We start from the raw sequence: 17,235 nt of genomic DNA on the forward strand, positions 1-17,235 counted from the left end.
AAGCCCACTCCTTCTCCCCGTCCAAGTCTCGATCAAAGCGCAGACACGCCCACACAACCCGTCATGCCAACGGAGACTGGCTTCTCCGTCCACTAAGCAACAACCTCACCCGAAGAGATCCCAGCTTCCGCTGGGACGACGCGACGGTTGATGGCCGCAACCTTCCCCGCCAACCCCTCCGGCACAATCTTCACCCCCAAAGCCCCGATCTCCCGGTGCCGCTCCACCGTGCCGCGCGTCATCGCGGCGCCGGTGCCAAGCGCCTCAAGCGTCTTCACCACCTCTTCCATCTCGGCGGCCCGGCGCAGTCCATGCACCAGCATCCGTTCCAGATTATACTCCGCCCGCTCGCCCCATGGCCGCACCTTCTCGCTCGCATCCAGCGACGCCAGCACTTCGTCCCGCACGCCCGCAGCCTCGGCCGCCAGCACGCATTCGGCGGTCAGCGCCTCGATACCCTTCACCATTACGGACCGGATCATCTTGATCGACGAGGCACGCCCCACTGCTTCACCCACGACCCGCATGTTGGCAAAGCCAAGCGCGACAAGCCGGGCCGCCGCCTCATTCGCCTGGCCACCGCTCAGCAGCAACGGCACCGACAACCGCGCCGGATTGACCGGAGCCATGACGGCAACGTCGACATAATGGCCGCCCGCCGCCTCTATCGCGCGCGCCGCTTCCTGCTTGGTCTGCGGCGCAACGCTGTTCATGTCGCAATAAATGGCCCCGGGCGCGATGCACTCCGCCGCTGCTTCAGCCGCGGCCAATGCCTGATCCGCCGTCACCAGGGAAATGACCAGTTCCACGCCCGACAGCGCATCTTCCAGGAAGCGAGCGCCAGGCACATGAGCCCGGGCATAGGCCGCGATCATCGCGTCGCGCGCCGCCGCATCGTCTGTCTTGCAGTCGAACACATGCGCCCGCGCGGCCCAGCCCCCCGCCAATGCAAAGGTTGACCCCGCCTCGCCAAATCCGATCAGACCGACTTCCTGCTCCATGGGGAAAGCCATGGCTCATCGAAATCCCTGCAGCCAATCGAATCCATGTCCTCTCCATAAGATTTTACGAACTTATGACGCCGGTCTCTCGCTCTATCACGTCCATGAAACATTGCTGCAAGCGCGTCGGCCGCCAATCCGCCCTGGTCGTCAGTCCAATCGTGCGACTGATCGCGCCGGGCGCGGGGCCGATGTCGATCACCATGCCCGCGCTCAACTCCAGCGCCAGCTGATCCAGCGACAGCATCGTCAGATAATCGCCATTCACCAGCAGTTCGCGGATCGTCATCACCGACCCGCATTCGATCGGCACCGCAGGCAGGCCACCACCCAGCGCCTCCACCATTCGCCGCCACAAATGCCGCAGCGGCGTGCCTTCCGGCGGCAATATCCACGGGTAACGCCGCAGCGCATCCGCGTCCCATCCTCCCGCCAGCGGGTGCCCTGCGCGGGCCATGATCGTCGGCCGGTCCTCGAACAGGGGTTTTTGTACCAGATCCTGCCCCATCGGCGCGTCGCGCAGCGCGCCGATCATCATGTCCACTTCGCCGTCCCGCAGCGGCCCCACCAGTTCGGCATGCGACCCTTCATGGACGCTGATATGCACGTGCGGAAACTCCCGCCGGAACCGGCTGATCACCCGGGGCAACAGCCGCGCGCGCGACAGCGGCATCGCCCCCACCACGACGCGTCCGCTCTCCTGCCCTTTCAACGCCTCTATCTCTTCCAGCCCGGATCGCAATTCCGCCAGCGCCAGCCTCAACCGCCGTGCCAGCGCCGCCCCTGCGCTGGTCAGCGTCACCCCTCGCCCGCGCCGCTCCGCCAGCCTGTATCCCATGGCCAGCCCCAGGTCCCCGACCGCCCGGTGCAGCGACGGCTCGGTAACGCCTGCCTCCCCTGCGGCCGCCGCATAGCTGCCCGCCCGCGCCAGCGCGACGAAGGCCCGGATCTGCGCCGCCGTCGCCCGGTTGCTGCCGATCAGCCGCAAGGCCGCCTCCAGCCGGGGAGCAAGCCTTGCCGCCGCCGCCGTGGGCGTCATGCCGCCCGGGTGCCGCTCGAACAAAGGCAGGCCCAGTTGCGCCTCCAGCTTGGCGATTCCCTGCGTCACCGCAGGCTGCGTCAAATTCACCGCCCGCGCGGCCAGGCTGGCGCTCCCATGCGCGACCACGGCGGCGGCGGCGGACAGGTGGCGGATATTGAACTGATCGGCCTGCATCATCTACACTTAGCAAAAACTAATTCCCGCCGCACAGATCAAATTTGTTCAATCCGCTTTTTCTCGCCAATTCCTTCTTGCTTTCGCCAAAGGAACAAACCGCATGTCCGGCATCGTCGTCCAGAATATCGACCGGGCGGATCTTTCCATCATCGACGCCCTCGCCCATTGCGGCGTCGCCACCGTCCACGAATCCCAGGGCCGCACCGGACTCCTCGCTCCCTACATGCGCCCCATCTATCCCGGTGCCCGCATCGCAGGCAGCGCGGTCACCATCTCCGCTCCTCCCGGCGACAACTGGATGATCCACGTCGCGATCGAACAATTGCGCGAAGGCGACATCCTCCTCCTCGCGCCGACCAGCCCCTGCACCGACGGCTATTTCGGCGACCTCCTCGCCACCTCAGCACAAGCGCGCGGCTGCCGCGGCCTTGTCATCGACGCAGGCGTGCGCGACATCCTCGACCTCACGCAAATGAACTTCCCCGTCTGGTCAAAGGCAGTCCACGCCCAGGGTACGATAAAGGCGACGCTCGGCAGCGTGAACGTCCCGGTCGTCTGCGCGAACGCCCTCGTCAACCCGGGCGACATCATCATCGCCGACGATGACGGCGTCTGCATCGTCCCGCGCGCGAACGCCGCCGCTGTCCTCGAAAAAGCGCAGGCCCGCGAAGCCGCCGAAGAAGCCAAGCGCCAGCGCCTCGCCGCGGGAGAACTCGGTCTCGACATTTACGACATGCGTCCCCGGCTCGAAGAAATGGGCCTCAAATATGTCTGACTCGGCCCGCGTCATGTGGATGCGCGGCGGCACGTCGAAGGGCGGCTATTTCCTCGCCGGGGACCTCCCCGCCGATACCGCAGCCCGCGACAGCTTCCTCCTGCGCATCATGGGCTCCCCCGATCCTCGGCAGATCGACGGCATGGGCGGCGCCGACCCGCTGGCCAGCAAGGTTGCCATCGTCAAGAAGTCAGCGCGGCCCGGCGCCGATGTCGACTATCTCTTTCTCCAGGTCTTCGTGGACCAGGCCATCGTCACCGATGCCCAGAATTGCGGCAACATCCTCGCTGGCGTCGGCCCCTTCGCCATCGAACGCGGCCTTGTGGAAGCGCAGGACGGCGAAACCCGCGTGGCCATCTACATGGAAAATACCGGCCAGACCGCGATCGCCACCGTGCAAACGCCGGGCGGCATCGTCCGATATGACGGCAGCGCCAAGATCGATGGCGTTCCGGGCACCGCTGCCCCGGTGCCGCTGGAATTCCGCGACACCGCCGGCTCTTCCTGCGGCGCATTGCTGCCGACCGGCAACGTCTTCGATGATGTCGGTGGCGTTCGCGTCACCTTGATCGACAACGGCATGCCCTGCGTCATCATAAAGGCGCAGGATGTCGGCATCAGCGGCTATGAGGATCGCGAAACTCTGGATCAGGACGCCGTGCTGAAAGCCCGCATCGAAAAAATCCGCCTCGCCGTCGGCGAGCGCATGAACCTGGGTGACGTGAAGGAAAAGTCCGTCCCCAAGATGATGCTGGTAGCACCGCCACGCGACGGCGGCGCAATCACCGTGCGCAGTTTCATTCCCCACCGCGCTCATGCGTCGATCGGCGTACTCGGCGCGGTCAGCGTCGCCACCGCCTGCCTTCTTCCCGGCTCCCCCGCCGCTGACATGGCCGCCATCCCGAACGGCGAGCGAAAGGTCATTTCGGTCGAGCATCCCAGCGGCGAAACCACATGCGTCATGGAAGTCGACGAACAAGGCAGTGTGATCAGCGCGGCCATGCTCCGCACGGCACGCAAGCTGATGGATGGAGAGATTTTCGGGTGAGCGAACGCATCATCAGCTGGACGAACGACCCCTCCGTTCCCCGATTCACGCCTCCCCCCGGCGCGGTGGATGCGCATTGTCACGTCTTCGGGCCCATGGCTCAATTCCCATTCAGCCCGAAGGCGAAATATCTTCCCCAGGACGCCGGGCCGGACAAGCTCTTCGCCCTGCGCGACCAACTCGGCTTTTCCCGCAATGTCATCGTGCAGGCCAGTTGCCATGGCACGGACAATGGCGCGACGCTGCACGCCATCGCCCAGTCGGAAGGCAAGGCGCGCGGGGTCGCCGTCATCGACCCGGCAATCAGCGACGCCGAGCTTGAGACGCTGCACCAAGGCGGCATCCGCGGCATCCGCTTCAACTTCCTCAAGCGCCTGGTCGATGACGCGCCCAAGGACCGGTTCCTCGAAATCGCCCGCCGCATACAGCCGCTGAGCTGGCATGTGGTGATCTATTTCGAAGCCGACATATTGGAGGAATTGCGGCCTTTCATAGACGCGATCCCGACCTTGGTGGTCGTAGATCATATGGGCCGCCCCGATATCTCTCAGGGCCCGGCGGGGCGCGACATGATGGCCTTCCGCGCCCTGTTGGACAGCCGCGACGATATCTGGACCAAGGTTACTTGTCCCGATCGGCTTGATCCGAAAGGTCCACCCTGGAACGACTTCGCTCGCTGCGTAGCGCCGTTGGTCGCGGACTATCAGGACCGTGTCCTATGGGGCACGGATTGGCCTCACCCGAACATGGAGAAGGCGATCCCCGACGATGGCCCATTGGTCGACATGATCCCCCGCATCGCGCCTTCGGCCGAACTTCAGCGCAAGCTGCTGGTCGACAACCCGATGCGCCTCTATTGGCCGGAAGAAGCGGCGATCAGCGATTGACAGAAGAGGGTCGCGCCTCAGCTTCCAGCTTGCGTATTCACCGGTGGCGCGAGCGGATTGGCGTCATCGACTTCGCCTTTCTCGATCTTTTCCTCAGCCTCGCCGCTTTGCCGATCGCTGCCGTCCTCGGGCGATCCCCGTTCGGGCGGCGGGATGTCGTTGCTGCCCTCTGCTGGTTCATCTGGCGATTGGCCGCGTTGCCTGTCCTGCTGCATGAAAATTTCCTCGGTTGCTATCTTGGTCCAACGCTGCCGTGGCCGCAGGTTTCCATTCGCCGAGCCTGCCGCTAACATGGATGAGCCCGTCGACATGGCACCCCCGGCCATCAGGAGCGTTCAGCTCCAATGGCACGCGCGCTAAAGGTTTATCGCACTCCGATCGGGTTCCATGACGCCTATGTCGCGGCCGCGAGCCAAAAGGCCGCGCTCGAAGCCTGGGGCACTGACGCCAATCTTTTCGCTCGCGGGTCAGCAGAGCAGGTCACCCAGCCGGACCTGATCCGGGAGCCGATGGCGCACCCCGGCACCGTCATCAAGCGGCCACGGGGTAGCGAAGCGGAACATCTCGCCTCCCTTTCCAAATCTCAGCAGGCGCAAGGACGAAAGGCGCCCCGCAGCAAGACGCCCGCCCAAACCAGGCAGCAAGCGCATAAGCGCACCCCTCCCCCTCGCCCACGGCCCAGTCGCGATGCCCTGAACGCAGCAGAAGAGGCGCTCGCCCGGCAGGCGGTCGAGGCCAAGGCCGAACTGAAACCGCTCGAGGAGGAACAGGCCCGGCTGCGCGCGCAGATCGAAAGCCTGCGTAAAAGGCAGGAGAAAGCGAATGACCAGCTCGAACGCCGCGCCGCCGCCGAACGCCGCAAATATGATGCAGCCCTCGAACGCTGGCGCGCCTCATGACCAGTCATCTTTCAGTGGGATGTGACGGATTTTTGCCATTCCGGCACAATAGCTTGGCACCAGACGCGCTTTGCATCGTTATCGACAGTCAGGAGGGGTCTTGAATGGACACCCGTGACGACATTGTCGCAATAGGCCTTTTGACGCAGAATGATATTCAGCGGCTCGGTGACAGTTTTTCCCGCCTCTTTCCGCTACCGCGCGATGGCGCGTTCGAGGATTTGATAAAAGCGATCGACGAAGCGGATCGAGAGCGGGAGCAGCGTTCAAAACCCTGATCGCTCATCAGCATCTCATGATCACGTCGCGGCTGAATTGGGCCCGGCTGTAAATCGTCGACCTTCATCATGGTCGGGGCAGCCGGGCCCGGTTCCGCAAGCTTGGGGGTATCTTGCGGACGCCGCAGGCTCCCCGAGCACCAGCGACTGAGGGCATTGTACAATCGACAAGACCAGCAGGCACTGACGCTTAATGCTGCCCGGCCGACGATTAGGGACGAAGCCGTGTCTCCTTTAGGAGAATTGAACAGGAGCCGCGCTATCCCCATGGAATCGTGACTAGCAATCCGGGTAGCCGCCGCGCTTGAGATCGCCTCCGCAGTGCCATTATGACGATAAAATGTTATCTCTTCATCGTGCCATGGCCGTGCTGCCTCTGCTCCTGACCGCCTGCGCATCCTACCAACCCGTATCCGACACCCCGGTCCGCATCGGGCCTGCCTACACGGTGCGCGGCGTCACCTATGTCCCGGCCCAGCAGCCAGGCTATGACGAGGTCGGCTACGCCAGCTGGTATGGCAATGAATCCGGCAACCGGACCGCGCGGGGAGAGAAATTCCGGGCCAAGGGGATCAGCGCCGCTCACCCCACATTGCCGCTGCCCTCTTATGTCGAAGTGACTGAGCTTGGCAGTGGACGCACCCTGCTGGTCCGCATCAATGATCGCGGGCCTTTCTCACGGGGGCGGATCATCGACCTGTCTCGCGGGGCTGCCCAAGCACTGGGGATACGCGCTGCGGGCCAAAGCGCCGTGCGCGTACGCCTGGTCGATCCAAGCGAGAAAGATCGCAAGCGCTTGCGCAAGGGCAAGGCCGCCAGCGAACGGCGGCCACTGACGGGTGACGCACTTGAAGCGCAGCGCAACCGGCTTCCCCTGCCCCGCTGATCCGACCCCAGGCACGTACAACTCCAATTTCCCCATCGCCATGGCTGGGAAGCGCTGTATAGCGGCATATATATCTCCGGCTTTGGACAGCATATGCGTCGTCTCCTCTTTCTCCTTCTCATTCTGTCGGTTTTTGCAGGGCGATCCGCCGAAGCCCGTGAGCGCGGCCCTCTTGTACTGGCTGCGGCCAGCCTTCAGGAATCGTTGACCGCCGCGGCCGACGCATGGACCGCACAGGGGTATGAGAGGCCAATTCTGTCCTTCGCCGCGTCTTCGGCCTTGGCCCGGCAAATCGAAGCCGGAGCGCCCGCCGACCTGTTTCTGTCAGCCGACGAACCCTGGATGGATGCAGTCGCCAAAAAGGGGCTACTACGCCGAGGGACACGTGCCACGCTACTCACCAACAAGCTCGTCCTGATCGCGCCCGCGGGGACGATGAAAGCGATGCAAATCCGGCGCGGCTTCCCGCTCGCCCGCGCGCTCGGCAATGGCCGTTTGGCGATGGCCGACCCCGGCAGCGTTCCCGCTGGCAAATATGGCAAGGCATCGCTCACCGCTCTCGGCGTCTGGCCTGCGATAGCCGCGAAGATCGCTGCGGCGGAAAATGTGCGGGCCGCGCTCGCTATGGTGGAGCGGCGGCAGGTGCCCTTGGGCATCGTCTACGCAACCGATGCGCGCGCCAGCAAGGCGGTGAGGATCGTCGGCGTCTTTCCGGAGGCCAGTCACCCGCCGATCACCTATCCCTTAGCGCTACTCAGCCGATCGACCCACAGGGAAGCGGCTGGATTTCATCGCTTCCTTCTTTCCGCGCGCGCCAAGGCGATCTTCCGCCGCTATGGCTTCGGCACGCGGTGACGGTAGCAGCGCTCGGCCCGGAAGAATGGGAGATCGTTATGCTCTCCCTGAAGGTCAGCCTCGCGGCTATGCTCATAACCCTGCCCCTCGCGTTCGCCCTCGCCTGGGTTCTCGCGCGTTGGCGCTTTCCCGGCAAGCTTCTGCTGGATGCGGCCGTGCATCTGCCGCTGGTACTGCCCCCCGTAGTCATCGGGTGGATGTTGCTCCTGACCTTCGGGCCCGCGGGTCCAGTGGGCGGCATGTTGGAGCGCTGGCTCGGCCTGTCGGTCATGTTCCGCTGGACGGGCGCTGCCATCGCTGCTGGCATCATGGCGCTCCCGCTGATGGTGCGCGCGATCCGGCTTTCGATCGAAGCCGTCGACCACCGGTTGGAAGAAGCGGCCCAGACCCTTGGCGCCAGTCCTGCCCGGTGCTTTTTCACGATCCTCCTGCCTCTGTCGCTGCCAGGCGTCGCAGCAGCCTTCATCCTCGGCTTTGCCCGGTCGCTGGGGGAATTTGGCGCGACCATCACCTTTGTCTCCAATATCCCGGGGGAAACGCGCACCCTGTCGCTCGCCATCTATAGCGCCCTTCAGGTGCCGGGCGCGGACGCGGCCGTCTGGCGATTGGCGCTGATTTCGATCGGCCTTTCCTTGGGCGCGCTTCTCCTCTCGGAAGCTCTGGCCCGACAGACGAGCGCAAGGGGAACGCGCCATGTCCTTTGACGTCGATGTCCGCAAAACCCTTGGCGATCATGTCGTGGCCGCGCGCTTCGTGGCGTCCGACGGCATCACGCTGCTCTGGGGTCCATCTGGCGTCGGGAAGACGTCAGTCCTGAACATGATCGCCGGCTTGATGCGCCCCGATCAAGGCCATGTCAGCATCGACGGACAGATGCTGTTCGATGACAGCGCAGCGATCGACCTTCCTCCGCATCGCCGCCGCATCGGCTATGTCTTTCAGGACGGACGTCTTTTCCCCCACCTTCGGGTGCGCGCGAACCTGCTCTATGGCCATCGCCTCGCGGCTCCGGAAAACCGGTGGATGTCATTGCAGGCGGTCATCGACTTCCTCGGCATCGAACATCTGCTCGGTCGCTGGCCTGGCACCCTGTCGGGCGGCGAGGCGCAGCGGGTAGCCATCGGCCGGGCGCTTCTGTCCGGTGCCAGGGCCCTCCTCATGGACGAGCCCCTGGCGTCGATCGATCCCGCCCGCCGGGAAGGCATCATGGACGTCATCCTGCGCATTCGTGATGAGCTTGCGCTCCCGATCGTCTATGTCACGCATAATGCGGTGGAAGCGGACCGGTTGGCGACGCGGAAGATCGAGCTTATGCCTTCATCTCGATAGTCGCGATCAAGCCTCCATCTTCGGCATTCATCAGCCGAACCGACGCATCGAAAGTCAGGGCCAGCGACCGAGCGATGGTGAGGCCAATGCCCGTTCCCGGCCGCCCCCCCGGTTGCCCTGAAGCACCACGGGTGAAGGGTTCGAACATCTGGTCGAGTTGATCCGGCGGAATGCCGGGGCCTTTATCCCTGATGTGGATAAGGACGCGCCCGCCTTGCCGGGAACAGCCGACCTCTGCCTCGCCGCCATATTTGATGGCGTTGCTGACCAGATTGCTGATGCACCGGCTCAGGGCATTGGGCTTCACACGAATGGTGCCTCCGCATCCGCCTGAGAACCGCAAGGGAGCGCCCAAGTCCTGCGCATCCTCAACCATGCTCTCCAGTAGGGAATCTATATCGACGACTGACCATTCTTCCTGTGTTTCCGTGCTGGCAGCCAGGTCCAATCCTTCCTTGACCAGCGTCTGCATCGCCTGATGGTCCTGCAACAGCCGCGCGCGAAGGTCGTCATTCTCGACAAGTTCGAGCCGCAGCCTCAACCGGGTGAGCGGCGTCTGCAGATCATGGCTGATCGCCGCCAGCAACTGTGTACGCTCGGCAAAACCCGCACGGGCGCGCCTTTGCATGACATTGAATGTCGATAGCGCCGCCCGCACTTCCTCGGGACCGCTTTCTGGAATTTCCTCCGGATCGAGCGACAATGAAAAGGACTCGGCTGCATGTTTGAGCCGGCGCAAGGGCTCGGCCACGATCCGCGCCACGACGATGGCGAGGCCAGCAGAGGCGATGACGATCAGCAGCATGTAGAGCGGGTTGGCCATCATGCTGGCTGGCCGCTCCATGCGCGGCAGGTTGAGCGCCATGGACCTTCGCGCACCTGTCCTGTCGGTGAAGCGCACGATCCAGCAGGAAGGGCGTGGCGCGTCCACGACGCCTGCCGCACCTACCGAAGGATCATAGCGTTGGCGGGGGAAGCAGAGGCCTGCGGGGACCTGACTGGCCTCCGGGTTAGATCCTCGTCCAAACCTTACCCTGAGCGCTTTGGCCAAGGCCGCATCCGGCTCGGCCACGGCGATCCCTTCGGGCGCCAGAGCTGCGCCCATGATCTGCTGGGACGCCAGCATGGCCTCCACCCTTTTGGGATCGCGTTGCAGGCGATGCGCGATATCCTCTGCGCTCGCGACGACGCGCTGGATGCGCCAGCTTTGAAAATCCCGGCTGCGGCTATGTTCGGCGACCAGCAAGGCGAGCATCGCGGCCAGGGACATGCCGATCGTCAACAACAGGAATATGCGCCCGGTCAGCGACCGCAAAAAGCTCCGAACGCGATGCCACAGCGGCCTGATCATTCGAAGGATACCGGACTGGCAAGCACATAGCCTTCACCCCGCACCGTCAGGATGAGCTCTTCGCCCCCCGGCATCGCCGCAAGCTTCTGTCTCAACCGGCTGACCTGAAGATCGATGGACCGATCGAAGGCGGCCGTGGCGCGGCGCTCGGGGACGAGGTTCTCGCGGGAGAGAACGACGTTGGGTTCGTCGATGAAGCGCGACAGCAACCGGAATTCAGCGGACGACAGCATGACGAGGCGGCCATCCTCTGCGATCAACCTGCGCTGAAACAGGTCGAGCCGCCAGGGCCCGAAGCTGGCCGTTCGCGCGCTCTTGTCGCGCTGCCGCTCCGGATCGTCGATATGCGCGCGGCGAAGCAGGTTGCGGATCCTCACCAGCAATTCGCGCGGCTCGAACGGTTTGGTGAGATAGTCATCGGCCCCCAGTTCCAGCCCAAGCACCCGATCGATCGCGCTGCCGCGCGCTGACACCATGATGATGCGAACGTCGCTGCCTTGCGCCCGCAATTCCCGGCACAGGTTTAGGCCATCTCCATCGGGCAGGTTGAGGTCCAGCACGATAAGGTCGGCAGAGTGCACGGCAAGCGCGTCCTGAAGCTCCGCCAGGCTACCGGCAGGCACGACATCATAATGTTCCTGCTGAAGCTGCCGGACGATCAGGTCGCGAATATCAGGGTCATCATCAACAACGATCAGGCGTGCTGGGCGGCTGTTCATCTGGTCAGGCATGGCCGCCTTCTAAGGCTTTAGGCAGGAAAAGTCTGCCCATCTCCAAGGGGCTGATACGTGCTGATACATTCCGACATATTGCGATGCACAATGGAACATCATCGGCCTTTTAATGGACCTGCCGAAGAGCGAATAGGAAGCGTCGGAGCATGGCCCGTGACGCTCGTCATCAAGGTCGGCCCGTCCTTCACCCGGCGCTCCCCCCCTCCCCCTGCGCCGGGTGAAGTTCTCGCAATTGTTGATTTCCTTATTGGATTTGCCCGCCGCCATGCCGCTGCGCCTCGCTCCCTCATCATTCCCCGGCGTTCAATTGAGCCTAGCGCTATGCATGCTCGCGACCGCCTGCAGCCAGAACAAGCCGCCGGAGAAGAAACAGGTCGAGGTCGGCGTAGTCACGCTCCGCGCTCAGGATGTGACCGTTTCGACCGAACTCCCCGGCCGCACAGTTTCAACGATGATGTCGGAAGTACGCCCACAGGTGGCAGGTGTCGTCCAAAAGCGCCTTTTCACCGAAGGCTCATACGTCCGCGCGGGTCAGCCGCTCTATCAGATCGATCCGTCGCTCTATCGCGCGTCCCGTGACGAGGCGCAGGCAGCCCTCGCCAACGCGCAGGCTACGGCGGTTGCGGCTCAAGCCAAAGCGCGCCGTTATCAGGCTCTCGGGAAAACCGAGGCTGTAAGCGCTCAGGAACGTGACGATGTGGTCGCCGCTGCCCGGCAAGCGGGAGCGGCGATCCAGCAGGCCCGTGCTTCGCTTCAGACCGCAAACATCAACTTGCGTTTCACGGAAGTCAGGGCACCGATCAGCGGTCGGATCGGCCGATCCTTGTTCACGCCAGGCGCGCTGGTGACTGCCAGCCAGGCGAGCCCGCTCGCCACCATCCAGCAACTCGACCCCATTTTCGTCGACATCACGCAATCGAGCGCCCAGCTGCTTGCACTCCGGCGCAGCCTGGCTGCCGGCAAGACGCTGCCGGCAAGCGCGACCATCCGTCTGAAGCTGGACGATGGCAGCGAATACCCGCTCGAAGGGCGCGTCGAATTTGCAGAGCCCATCGTGGACCCGAACAGCGGAACGATCACCCTGCGCGCGCGCTTCCCCAATCCCGACCGCCTTCTTCTTCCCGGCATGTTCGTGCGCGTCGTGGCGCCTCAAGCCGTTATCCCGGGAGGCATACTTGCGCCCCAGCAAGGCATCAGCCGTGATCCGAAGGGAAATGCCACGGCATTGATCGTCAATCGCGCGAACAAGGTCGAGCGCCGGACAGTCACCGCGGCTCAAGCCATAGGCGACAAGTGGCTGATCACCTCAGGCCTCAAGGCTGGCGAGCGGCTGATCGTCGAAGGAACCGACAAGGTAAAGCCGGGCGACACAGTCCGCGCCGCCACGATCAGCCAGGGGCGCTAGGACCTCGAAATGATCAGCCGCTTCTTCATCGATCGCCCGATTTTCGCATGGGTTATCGCCATCGGCATCATGCTCGCCGGTCTGGGCGCTATGCTGTCACTGCCGATCGCACAATATCCCGACATTGCCCCGCCCGCCGTCAATATCCGTGCGAATTACCCGGGCGCTTCGGCGGATACTGTCGAAACCAGCGTTACCCAGGTTATCGAGCAGCAGCTGACCGGCATCGATGGCCTGATGTATTTCTCCTCGACCTCCACGGCCAACGGCCAGTCGCGCATCAACGTCACCTTCAACAAGGGAACGGACCCCGACACCGCGCAGGTGCAAGTTCAGAACAAGGTGCAGCAGGCGCTAAGCCGCTTGCCGAATGCGGTTCAACAGCAAGGCCTGACGGTCACCAAGTCGCAAACCGACTTCCTGATGTTGGTCGCGCTGTACGACCGCACCGATCGATCCACTCAGGCCGACATTTCGGATTACCTCGTCAATAATTTCCAGGATCCCATTTCCCGCCTGGAAGGCATCGGCGACGTTCAGATCTTTGGTTCGCAATATGCCATGCGCATATGGCTGGACCCCTATAAGCTCGCCACCGTCAAATTGATGCCGTCGGACGTGGAAAGCGCCATCCGGTCGCAGAATATCGAGGTCTCCGCTGGGCAGATCGGCGCTGATCCAGCGCCTGCCGGGCAGCAGCTCAATGCTACCGTGCGGGCCCGCTCCCGCCTCCAGACGCCAGAGCAATTTCGCAACATCATCGTCAAGACGCAGAATGACGGTTCGGTCGTTCATCTCTCCGATGTCGCCCGGGTTGAACTTGGCAATGAAAGCTACACGTCTTCCGCGACGCTGAATGGGCATCCGGGTTCAGGCATCGCGCTGCAGCTTGCCCCCGGCGCGGATGCGCTGAAAACTGCCGAACTTGTAAAGGCCAAGGTGGAAGAATTGTCCACCGGACTGCCCTATGGCTACAGCATCGCATTTCCCCGCGACACGACACCTTTCATCCGGCTTTCGGTGAACGAGGTCATCAAGACGCTCATCGAAGCGGTCGGGCTGGTCGTCGTCGTCATGTTCGTCTTTCTGCAAAGCTGGCGCGCGACCCTCATCCCCGCAGTCGCAGTGCCCGTGGTCCTGCTCGGGACCTTCGGTGTGCTTGCGCTCTTCGGCTATTCCATAAACACACTCACCCTGTTCGGAATGGTGCTGTCGATCGGCCTGTTGGTCGATGATGCCATCGTCGTCGTCGAAAATGTCGAACGCTTGATGCACGACGAGGGGCTGGATGCGCGATCCGCGACGATTAAGTCGATGGAAGAAATTGGCAGCGCCCTGGTCGGCATTGCGCTCGTCCTGTCGGCCGTCCTGTTGCCGATGGCGTTCTTTGGCGGATCGACCGGCGTGATCTACCGGCAATTCTCCATCACCATCGTCTCTTCCATGCTCTTGTCCGTGGTCGTGGCGCTCATTCTTTCGCCTGCCCTGTGCGCCACGCTACTGAAACCGACGAGCGAGGAGCGCCGCCAGCAGGGTTGGGCTGGCAAATTCAACCGCTGGTTCGAACGTGTAACCGGCGGCTACATGCGCCGGTTGGAAAAGGTCATGCATCGGCGTGCCCTCTTCTGGGGTGTTTATGTGCTGATCCTTGGCATCCTTGCCCTGTTGTTCGTTCGCCTTCCGACCAGCTTCCTGCCTGTCGAGGACCAGGGACAGGTCATGGTGCAGATGACGCTTCCCGCAGGCGCTAAGTCAACCCGGACAAGGCAGGCGATCGACAGCGTCCGCAACTATTTTCAAAGCGAGGAAAGCGAAAACGTCGGGAGCGTCTTCATCGCACAAGGTTTCAGTTTCGCTGGGCAAGGCGAGAATACCGCACAAGGCTTCATCAATCTGAAGCCTTGGGAAGATCGATCGGGCAAGGCGAACAGTGCGAGCGAGATCGCGAGCCGCGCCACTAAGCAACTGGCAGCGGTGCGTGACGCAAAAATCCTCGCGATGACGCCGCCTGCCATCCGCGGCCTGGGGCAATCAAATGGCTTCACCTTCGAGTTGCTCAACACGGGCGGTCTCAGCCGCGACGAGTTCCTGGCCTTGAGGAATCAATTGCTTGCTGCGGCTGAGGAAAGCGCCCTTCTTGCCGGTGTCCGCGCGGCGACGCTGGAGGACACGCCACAGCTCAAGGTCAATATCGATAGTGAGAAGCTTGCGGTACTTGGACTTACGCAGAGTGACGTCGATGACGTACTGAGTTCTGCCTGGGGAAGCACCTATATCAACGACTTCATCGACCGCGGCCGTGTGAAGCGGGTCTACATGCAGGCTGATGCGCCATACAGAGCTTTGCCGACCGACATCGACAACTGGCAGGTCCGTTCGGCGGCGACAGGAGAAATGGTTCCTTTCTCAGCCTTCGCGACGACGCATTGGGAGATGGGTCCTACGACTGTGGCTCGCTTCAATGGTCAGTCCTCCTATGAAATACAGGGTCAGGCCGCGCCTGGGGCAAGTTCCGGCGAAGCCATGGATGAAATGGTGAGGTTGCAAAAGCAACTACCCGCCGGCACGAGCTACGCGTGGAGCGGCCTTTCCTATCAGGAACAATTGTCGGGTGGGCAGGCGCCATTGCTCTATTCCCTTTCGGTGCTCGTCGTGTTTCTCTGCCTCGCCGCGCTGTACGAAAGCTGGTCAGTGCCGCTCGCCGTGCTGTTCGTTATTCCGCTTGGTCTCATCGGTGCAGTCGTTGCGGTATGGGGGCGCGGTCTGGAGAATAATGTGTTTTTCCAGGTTGGGCTGCTCACCACCATGGGGCTCGCCGCGAAAAATGCGATCCTGATCGTCGAGTTCGCCGAATTCGCGTATCGGGAGGGCAAGGACGCCATGAGCGCCGCGATCGAGGCCGCCAAGCTTCGTTTCCGCCCGATCATAATGACGTCACTGGCGTTCATTGCGGGCGTTCTCCCGTTGGCGCTCGCCCATGGCGCAGGCGCGCAGAGCCGGGTCGCTATCGGCACAGCAGTGGCGGGGGGCATGCTGACCGGCACGGTGCTGGCCATCTTCTATGTGCCTTTGTTCTTCTTCACCATCGTGCGCCTGTTCACCCGAAAGCGTGCCTCGCCTGCGACCGGTTCGGAGGTGCCAGCATGAAGCGCCTCGTCCTCCTTGGCCTTACCGCCGCCTTGACTGCCTGCAATCTCGCGCCAACCTATGAGCGGCCTGCCGCACCCGTCCCGCCAGCCTGGCCTGCTGGAGCAGCCTATCCTGCGGCGATCTCCACGGAAGAAGCAGGGCTGCCATGGACGGCCCTGCTGGGCGATCAGCGGCTGCGAACCATCATCGGGCGAGCGCTCGCGAACAACCGGGATCTGCGCGTCACGCTGGCAAATCTACTCGCCGCAAGAGCGCAGTATCGCATCCAGAGAGCGGCGCAGTTGCCCACAGTCACGGCGGATGCAGGCGCTACCTTCTCGCGCCGCAATGATCAACGGCAGGATAGCTACAGCGCCGACATCGGGTTCAGCGCTTTCGAAATCGATCTGTTCGGCCGATTGCGCAACTTGAGTGAATCCGCGCTCCAATCCTATCTGGCGACCGAAGAGGGAGCGAGGGTAGCCCGCATCGCACTCGTCGCAGAAACGGCCAGTGCCTATGCGGTGCTCGCTGCCGATCAACAATTGCTTGCTGTCGCGCGCGACACGCTTGCCAGTGCAGAACGAACGCTGGCGCTCACCAGATCGCTCAACGGCGTAGGCCTTTCCGGTAAGCTCGACGTTCACCAGGCCGAGACCGTGGTAGAGCAGTCGCGTTCCGATGTCGCGGCCGCTGTCACACAGGTGGCGCAGGACCGCAATGCACTGGACCTGCTCGCCGGAGCCCCGGTCGAAGAAGCACTCCTGCCCCTCTCCCTCTCGTCATTGATCGGAACGACCGCGCAGGTGCCCGCAGGGACTTCATCGGACGTCCTGCTGCGACGGCCGGATGTGCTCCAGGCTGAGCACCAACTGCAAGCTGCCAATGCCGACATCGGCGCAGCGCGCGCCGCGATGTTCCCGCGCATCAGCCTGACCTCAGCAATCGGCGTGGCGAGTTCTGCCCTATCGTCTCTTTTTACAGGCAATGCCTTCACCTGGTCAGCAGCGCCCTCTGCCAGCCTTCCCATATTCGGTGGCGGCGTCAGGGCCAATGTCGAGTTCAGCAAGGCGCAGCAGCAGGCAGCGGTCGCCAATTACGAAAATGCCATCCAGAGCGCTTTTCGCGAAGTAGCCGATGCCTTGGCCCGCGCTGGCACCATAGGGGAACAACAGCGGGCTCAGCGAGCCTTGGTTGTTTCCAACGAGAACGCCTATGCTCTATCCGAGCAGCGATATCGCGCGGGCATTGACCCGTTCCTGACGACACTCGTCAATCAGCGATCGCTCTATTCGGCGCGGCGAAGCGCGATCGCCACGGATCTTGAACTGCTGCAAAACCGGATCGCCCTCTATCGCGTGATCGGGGCCGATTTTTAGTAGGCGGTTGATAGTCTCCTCCCGGACTAAAAGCTGAAGTCACTTAATTGCTAATGACTT

At 63.0% G+C, this 17,235-nt stretch carries 17 protein-coding genes; 12 read left to right on the forward strand and 5 right to left on the reverse strand.

Going from position 1 to position 17,235, the window contains the following annotated elements:
* Nucleotides 1-92: 92 nt before the first annotated feature.
* Nucleotides 93-1,001 carry an NAD(P)-dependent oxidoreductase gene (locus tag SPHS8_RS13790; protein WP_201516151.1) on the reverse strand — a complete coding sequence of 303 codons (909 nt, stop codon included), beginning with the start codon at nucleotides 999-1,001 and terminating at the stop codon, nucleotides 93-95.
* A gap of 64 nt (nucleotides 1,002-1,065) precedes the next feature.
* On the reverse strand, nucleotides 1,066-2,217 hold the full coding sequence (locus tag SPHS8_RS13795; RefSeq protein WP_201516152.1) for a LysR substrate-binding domain-containing protein: 1,152 nt from the start codon (nucleotides 2,215-2,217) through the stop codon (nucleotides 1,066-1,068).
* Between the two features lie 103 nt (nucleotides 2,218-2,320).
* Between SPHS8_RS13795 and ligK the strand changes: the two genes are divergently transcribed.
* From ligK to SPHS8_RS13810, 3 genes are read left to right on the forward strand one after another with little or no spacing between them, the layout of a single operon-like run.
* Entirely contained in the window at nucleotides 2,321-2,995 is a 675-nt protein-coding gene (gene ligK, locus SPHS8_RS13800) for a 4-carboxy-4-hydroxy-2-oxoadipate aldolase/oxaloacetate decarboxylase (RefSeq protein WP_201516013.1), read from the forward strand.
* A complete protein-coding gene (locus SPHS8_RS13805; protein ID WP_201516014.1) occupies nucleotides 2,988-4,043 on the forward strand; it encodes a 4-oxalomesaconate tautomerase in 1,056 nt (351 codons plus the stop codon). Before ligK ends, SPHS8_RS13805 begins: the two co-directional genes overlap by 8 nt.
* Nucleotides 4,040-4,930, forward strand: a complete 891-nt coding sequence (locus SPHS8_RS13810) for an amidohydrolase family protein (protein WP_236575157.1) — start codon at nucleotides 4,040-4,042, stop codon at nucleotides 4,928-4,930. The genes SPHS8_RS13805 and SPHS8_RS13810 overlap by 4 nt, the downstream gene beginning before the upstream one ends.
* 17 nt (nucleotides 4,931-4,947) lie before the next feature.
* Here the strand turns inward: SPHS8_RS13810 and SPHS8_RS13815 are convergent, their stop codons facing one another.
* The gene (locus SPHS8_RS13815; protein ID WP_201516016.1) at nucleotides 4,948-5,145 is read right to left on the reverse strand and encodes a hypothetical protein; all 198 of its coding nucleotides are present in this window, start codon (nucleotides 5,143-5,145) and stop codon (nucleotides 4,948-4,950) included.
* Between the two features lie 129 nt (nucleotides 5,146-5,274).
* Here SPHS8_RS13815 and SPHS8_RS13820 point away from each other — a divergent pair, with 129 nt between their 5' ends.
* The 6 genes from SPHS8_RS13820 to SPHS8_RS13845 all read left to right on the forward strand — a co-directional run bounded on the left by SPHS8_RS13820 (nucleotide 5,275) and on the right by SPHS8_RS13845 (nucleotide 9,177).
* Nucleotides 5,275-5,829 carry a hypothetical protein gene (locus SPHS8_RS13820; RefSeq protein ID WP_201516017.1) on the forward strand — a complete coding sequence of 185 codons (555 nt, stop codon included), beginning with the start codon at nucleotides 5,275-5,277 and terminating at the stop codon, nucleotides 5,827-5,829.
* Between the two features lie 104 nt (nucleotides 5,830-5,933).
* On the forward strand, nucleotides 5,934-6,107 hold the full coding sequence (locus SPHS8_RS13825) for a hypothetical protein (RefSeq protein ID WP_176502327.1): 174 nt from the start codon (nucleotides 5,934-5,936) through the stop codon (nucleotides 6,105-6,107).
* Between the two features lie 361 nt (nucleotides 6,108-6,468).
* Nucleotides 6,469-6,993, forward strand: a complete 525-nt coding sequence (locus tag SPHS8_RS13830; RefSeq protein WP_236575158.1) for a septal ring lytic transglycosylase RlpA family protein — start codon at nucleotides 6,469-6,471, stop codon at nucleotides 6,991-6,993.
* A gap of 93 nt (nucleotides 6,994-7,086) precedes the next feature.
* The gene (gene modA, locus SPHS8_RS13835; RefSeq protein WP_201516019.1) at nucleotides 7,087-7,848 is read left to right on the forward strand and encodes a molybdate ABC transporter substrate-binding protein; all 762 of its coding nucleotides are present in this window, start codon (nucleotides 7,087-7,089) and stop codon (nucleotides 7,846-7,848) included.
* Between the two features lie 38 nt (nucleotides 7,849-7,886).
* Nucleotides 7,887-8,552, forward strand: a complete 666-nt coding sequence (modB, locus tag SPHS8_RS13840; protein ID WP_201516153.1) for a molybdate ABC transporter permease subunit — start codon at nucleotides 7,887-7,889, stop codon at nucleotides 8,550-8,552.
* Nucleotides 8,542-9,177, forward strand: coding sequence for an ATP-binding cassette domain-containing protein (locus SPHS8_RS13845; protein WP_201516020.1), 636 nt, complete (start codon nucleotides 8,542-8,544; stop codon nucleotides 9,175-9,177). The genes modB and SPHS8_RS13845 overlap by 11 nt, the downstream gene beginning before the upstream one ends.
* Here the strand turns inward: SPHS8_RS13845 and SPHS8_RS13850 are convergent.
* Nucleotides 9,158-10,528 (reverse strand): ATP-binding protein, encoded by a 1,371-nt coding sequence (locus SPHS8_RS13850; protein ID WP_201516021.1) that lies wholly within the window; start codon nucleotides 10,526-10,528, stop codon nucleotides 9,158-9,160. The genes SPHS8_RS13845 and SPHS8_RS13850 overlap by 20 nt on opposite strands.
* Nucleotides 10,525-11,259 (reverse strand): response regulator, encoded by a 735-nt coding sequence (locus SPHS8_RS13855; RefSeq protein ID WP_201516022.1) that lies wholly within the window; start codon nucleotides 11,257-11,259, stop codon nucleotides 10,525-10,527. Before SPHS8_RS13855 ends, SPHS8_RS13850 begins: the two co-directional genes overlap by 4 nt.
* 328 nt (nucleotides 11,260-11,587) lie before the next feature.
* On the opposite strand from SPHS8_RS13855, the gene SPHS8_RS13860 reads away from it, so the two are divergent.
* The 3 genes from SPHS8_RS13860 to SPHS8_RS13870 are packed head-to-tail and all read left to right on the forward strand — an operon-like array spanning nucleotide 11,588 to nucleotide 17,175.
* On the forward strand, nucleotides 11,588-12,667 hold the full coding sequence (locus SPHS8_RS13860; RefSeq protein ID WP_236575159.1) for an efflux RND transporter periplasmic adaptor subunit: 1,080 nt from the start codon (nucleotides 11,588-11,590) through the stop codon (nucleotides 12,665-12,667).
* Nucleotides 12,668-12,676: 9 nt separating this feature from the next.
* Nucleotides 12,677-15,814: an efflux RND transporter permease subunit gene (locus SPHS8_RS13865; RefSeq protein ID WP_201516024.1), complete on the forward strand. Its 3,138-nt coding sequence runs from the start codon at nucleotides 12,677-12,679 to the stop codon at nucleotides 15,812-15,814.
* Nucleotides 15,811-17,175: an efflux transporter outer membrane subunit gene (locus tag SPHS8_RS13870; protein WP_201516025.1), complete on the forward strand. Its 1,365-nt coding sequence runs from the start codon at nucleotides 15,811-15,813 to the stop codon at nucleotides 17,173-17,175. Before SPHS8_RS13865 ends, SPHS8_RS13870 begins: the two co-directional genes overlap by 4 nt.
* Nucleotides 17,176-17,235: the final 60 nt, after the last annotated feature.

The organism is Sphingobium sp. S6 (genome assembly GCF_905120495.1).
Taxonomy (GTDB): Bacteria; Pseudomonadota; Alphaproteobacteria; order Sphingomonadales; family Sphingomonadaceae; genus Sphingobium; species Sphingobium agri.

What these genes read in the sequence shown, in the direction of transcription:
- SPHS8_RS13805 (WP_201516014.1), top strand. Translation starts at nt 2,988, where the DNA reads ATGTCTGACTCGGCCCGCGTCATGTGGATGCGCGGCGGCACGTCGAAG.
- SPHS8_RS13860 (WP_236575159.1), top strand. Translation starts at nt 11,588, where the DNA reads ATGCTCGCGACCGCCTGCAGCCAGAACAAGCCGCCGGAGAAGAAACAG.
- SPHS8_RS13820 (WP_201516017.1), top strand. Translation starts at nt 5,275, where the DNA reads ATGGCACGCGCGCTAAAGGTTTATCGCACTCCGATCGGGTTCCATGAC.
- modB (WP_201516153.1), top strand. Translation starts at nt 7,887, where the DNA reads ATGCTCTCCCTGAAGGTCAGCCTCGCGGCTATGCTCATAACCCTGCCC.
- SPHS8_RS13815 (WP_201516016.1), bottom strand. Translation starts at nt 5,145, where the DNA reads ATGCAGCAGGACAGGCAACGCGGCCAATCGCCAGATGAACCAGCAGAG.
- SPHS8_RS13825 (WP_176502327.1), top strand. Translation starts at nt 5,934, where the DNA reads ATGGACACCCGTGACGACATTGTCGCAATAGGCCTTTTGACGCAGAAT.
- SPHS8_RS13845 (WP_201516020.1), top strand. Translation starts at nt 8,542, where the DNA reads ATGTCCTTTGACGTCGATGTCCGCAAAACCCTTGGCGATCATGTCGTG.
- SPHS8_RS13830 (WP_236575158.1), top strand. Translation starts at nt 6,469, where the DNA reads ATGGCCGTGCTGCCTCTGCTCCTGACCGCCTGCGCATCCTACCAACCC.
- SPHS8_RS13870 (WP_201516025.1), top strand. Translation starts at nt 15,811, where the DNA reads ATGAAGCGCCTCGTCCTCCTTGGCCTTACCGCCGCCTTGACTGCCTGC.
- SPHS8_RS13790 (WP_201516151.1), bottom strand. Translation starts at nt 1,001, where the DNA reads ATGGAGCAGGAAGTCGGTCTGATCGGATTTGGCGAGGCGGGGTCAACC.
- ligK (WP_201516013.1), top strand. Translation starts at nt 2,321, where the DNA reads ATGTCCGGCATCGTCGTCCAGAATATCGACCGGGCGGATCTTTCCATC.
- SPHS8_RS13855 (WP_201516022.1), bottom strand. Translation starts at nt 11,259, where the DNA reads ATGCCTGACCAGATGAACAGCCGCCCAGCACGCCTGATCGTTGTTGAT.
- modA (WP_201516019.1), top strand. Translation starts at nt 7,087, where the DNA reads ATGCGTCGTCTCCTCTTTCTCCTTCTCATTCTGTCGGTTTTTGCAGGG.
- SPHS8_RS13795 (WP_201516152.1), bottom strand. Translation starts at nt 2,217, where the DNA reads ATGCAGGCCGATCAGTTCAATATCCGCCACCTGTCCGCCGCCGCCGCC.
- SPHS8_RS13865 (WP_201516024.1), top strand. Translation starts at nt 12,677, where the DNA reads ATGATCAGCCGCTTCTTCATCGATCGCCCGATTTTCGCATGGGTTATC.
- SPHS8_RS13850 (WP_201516021.1), bottom strand. Translation starts at nt 10,528, where the DNA reads ATGATCAGGCCGCTGTGGCATCGCGTTCGGAGCTTTTTGCGGTCGCTG.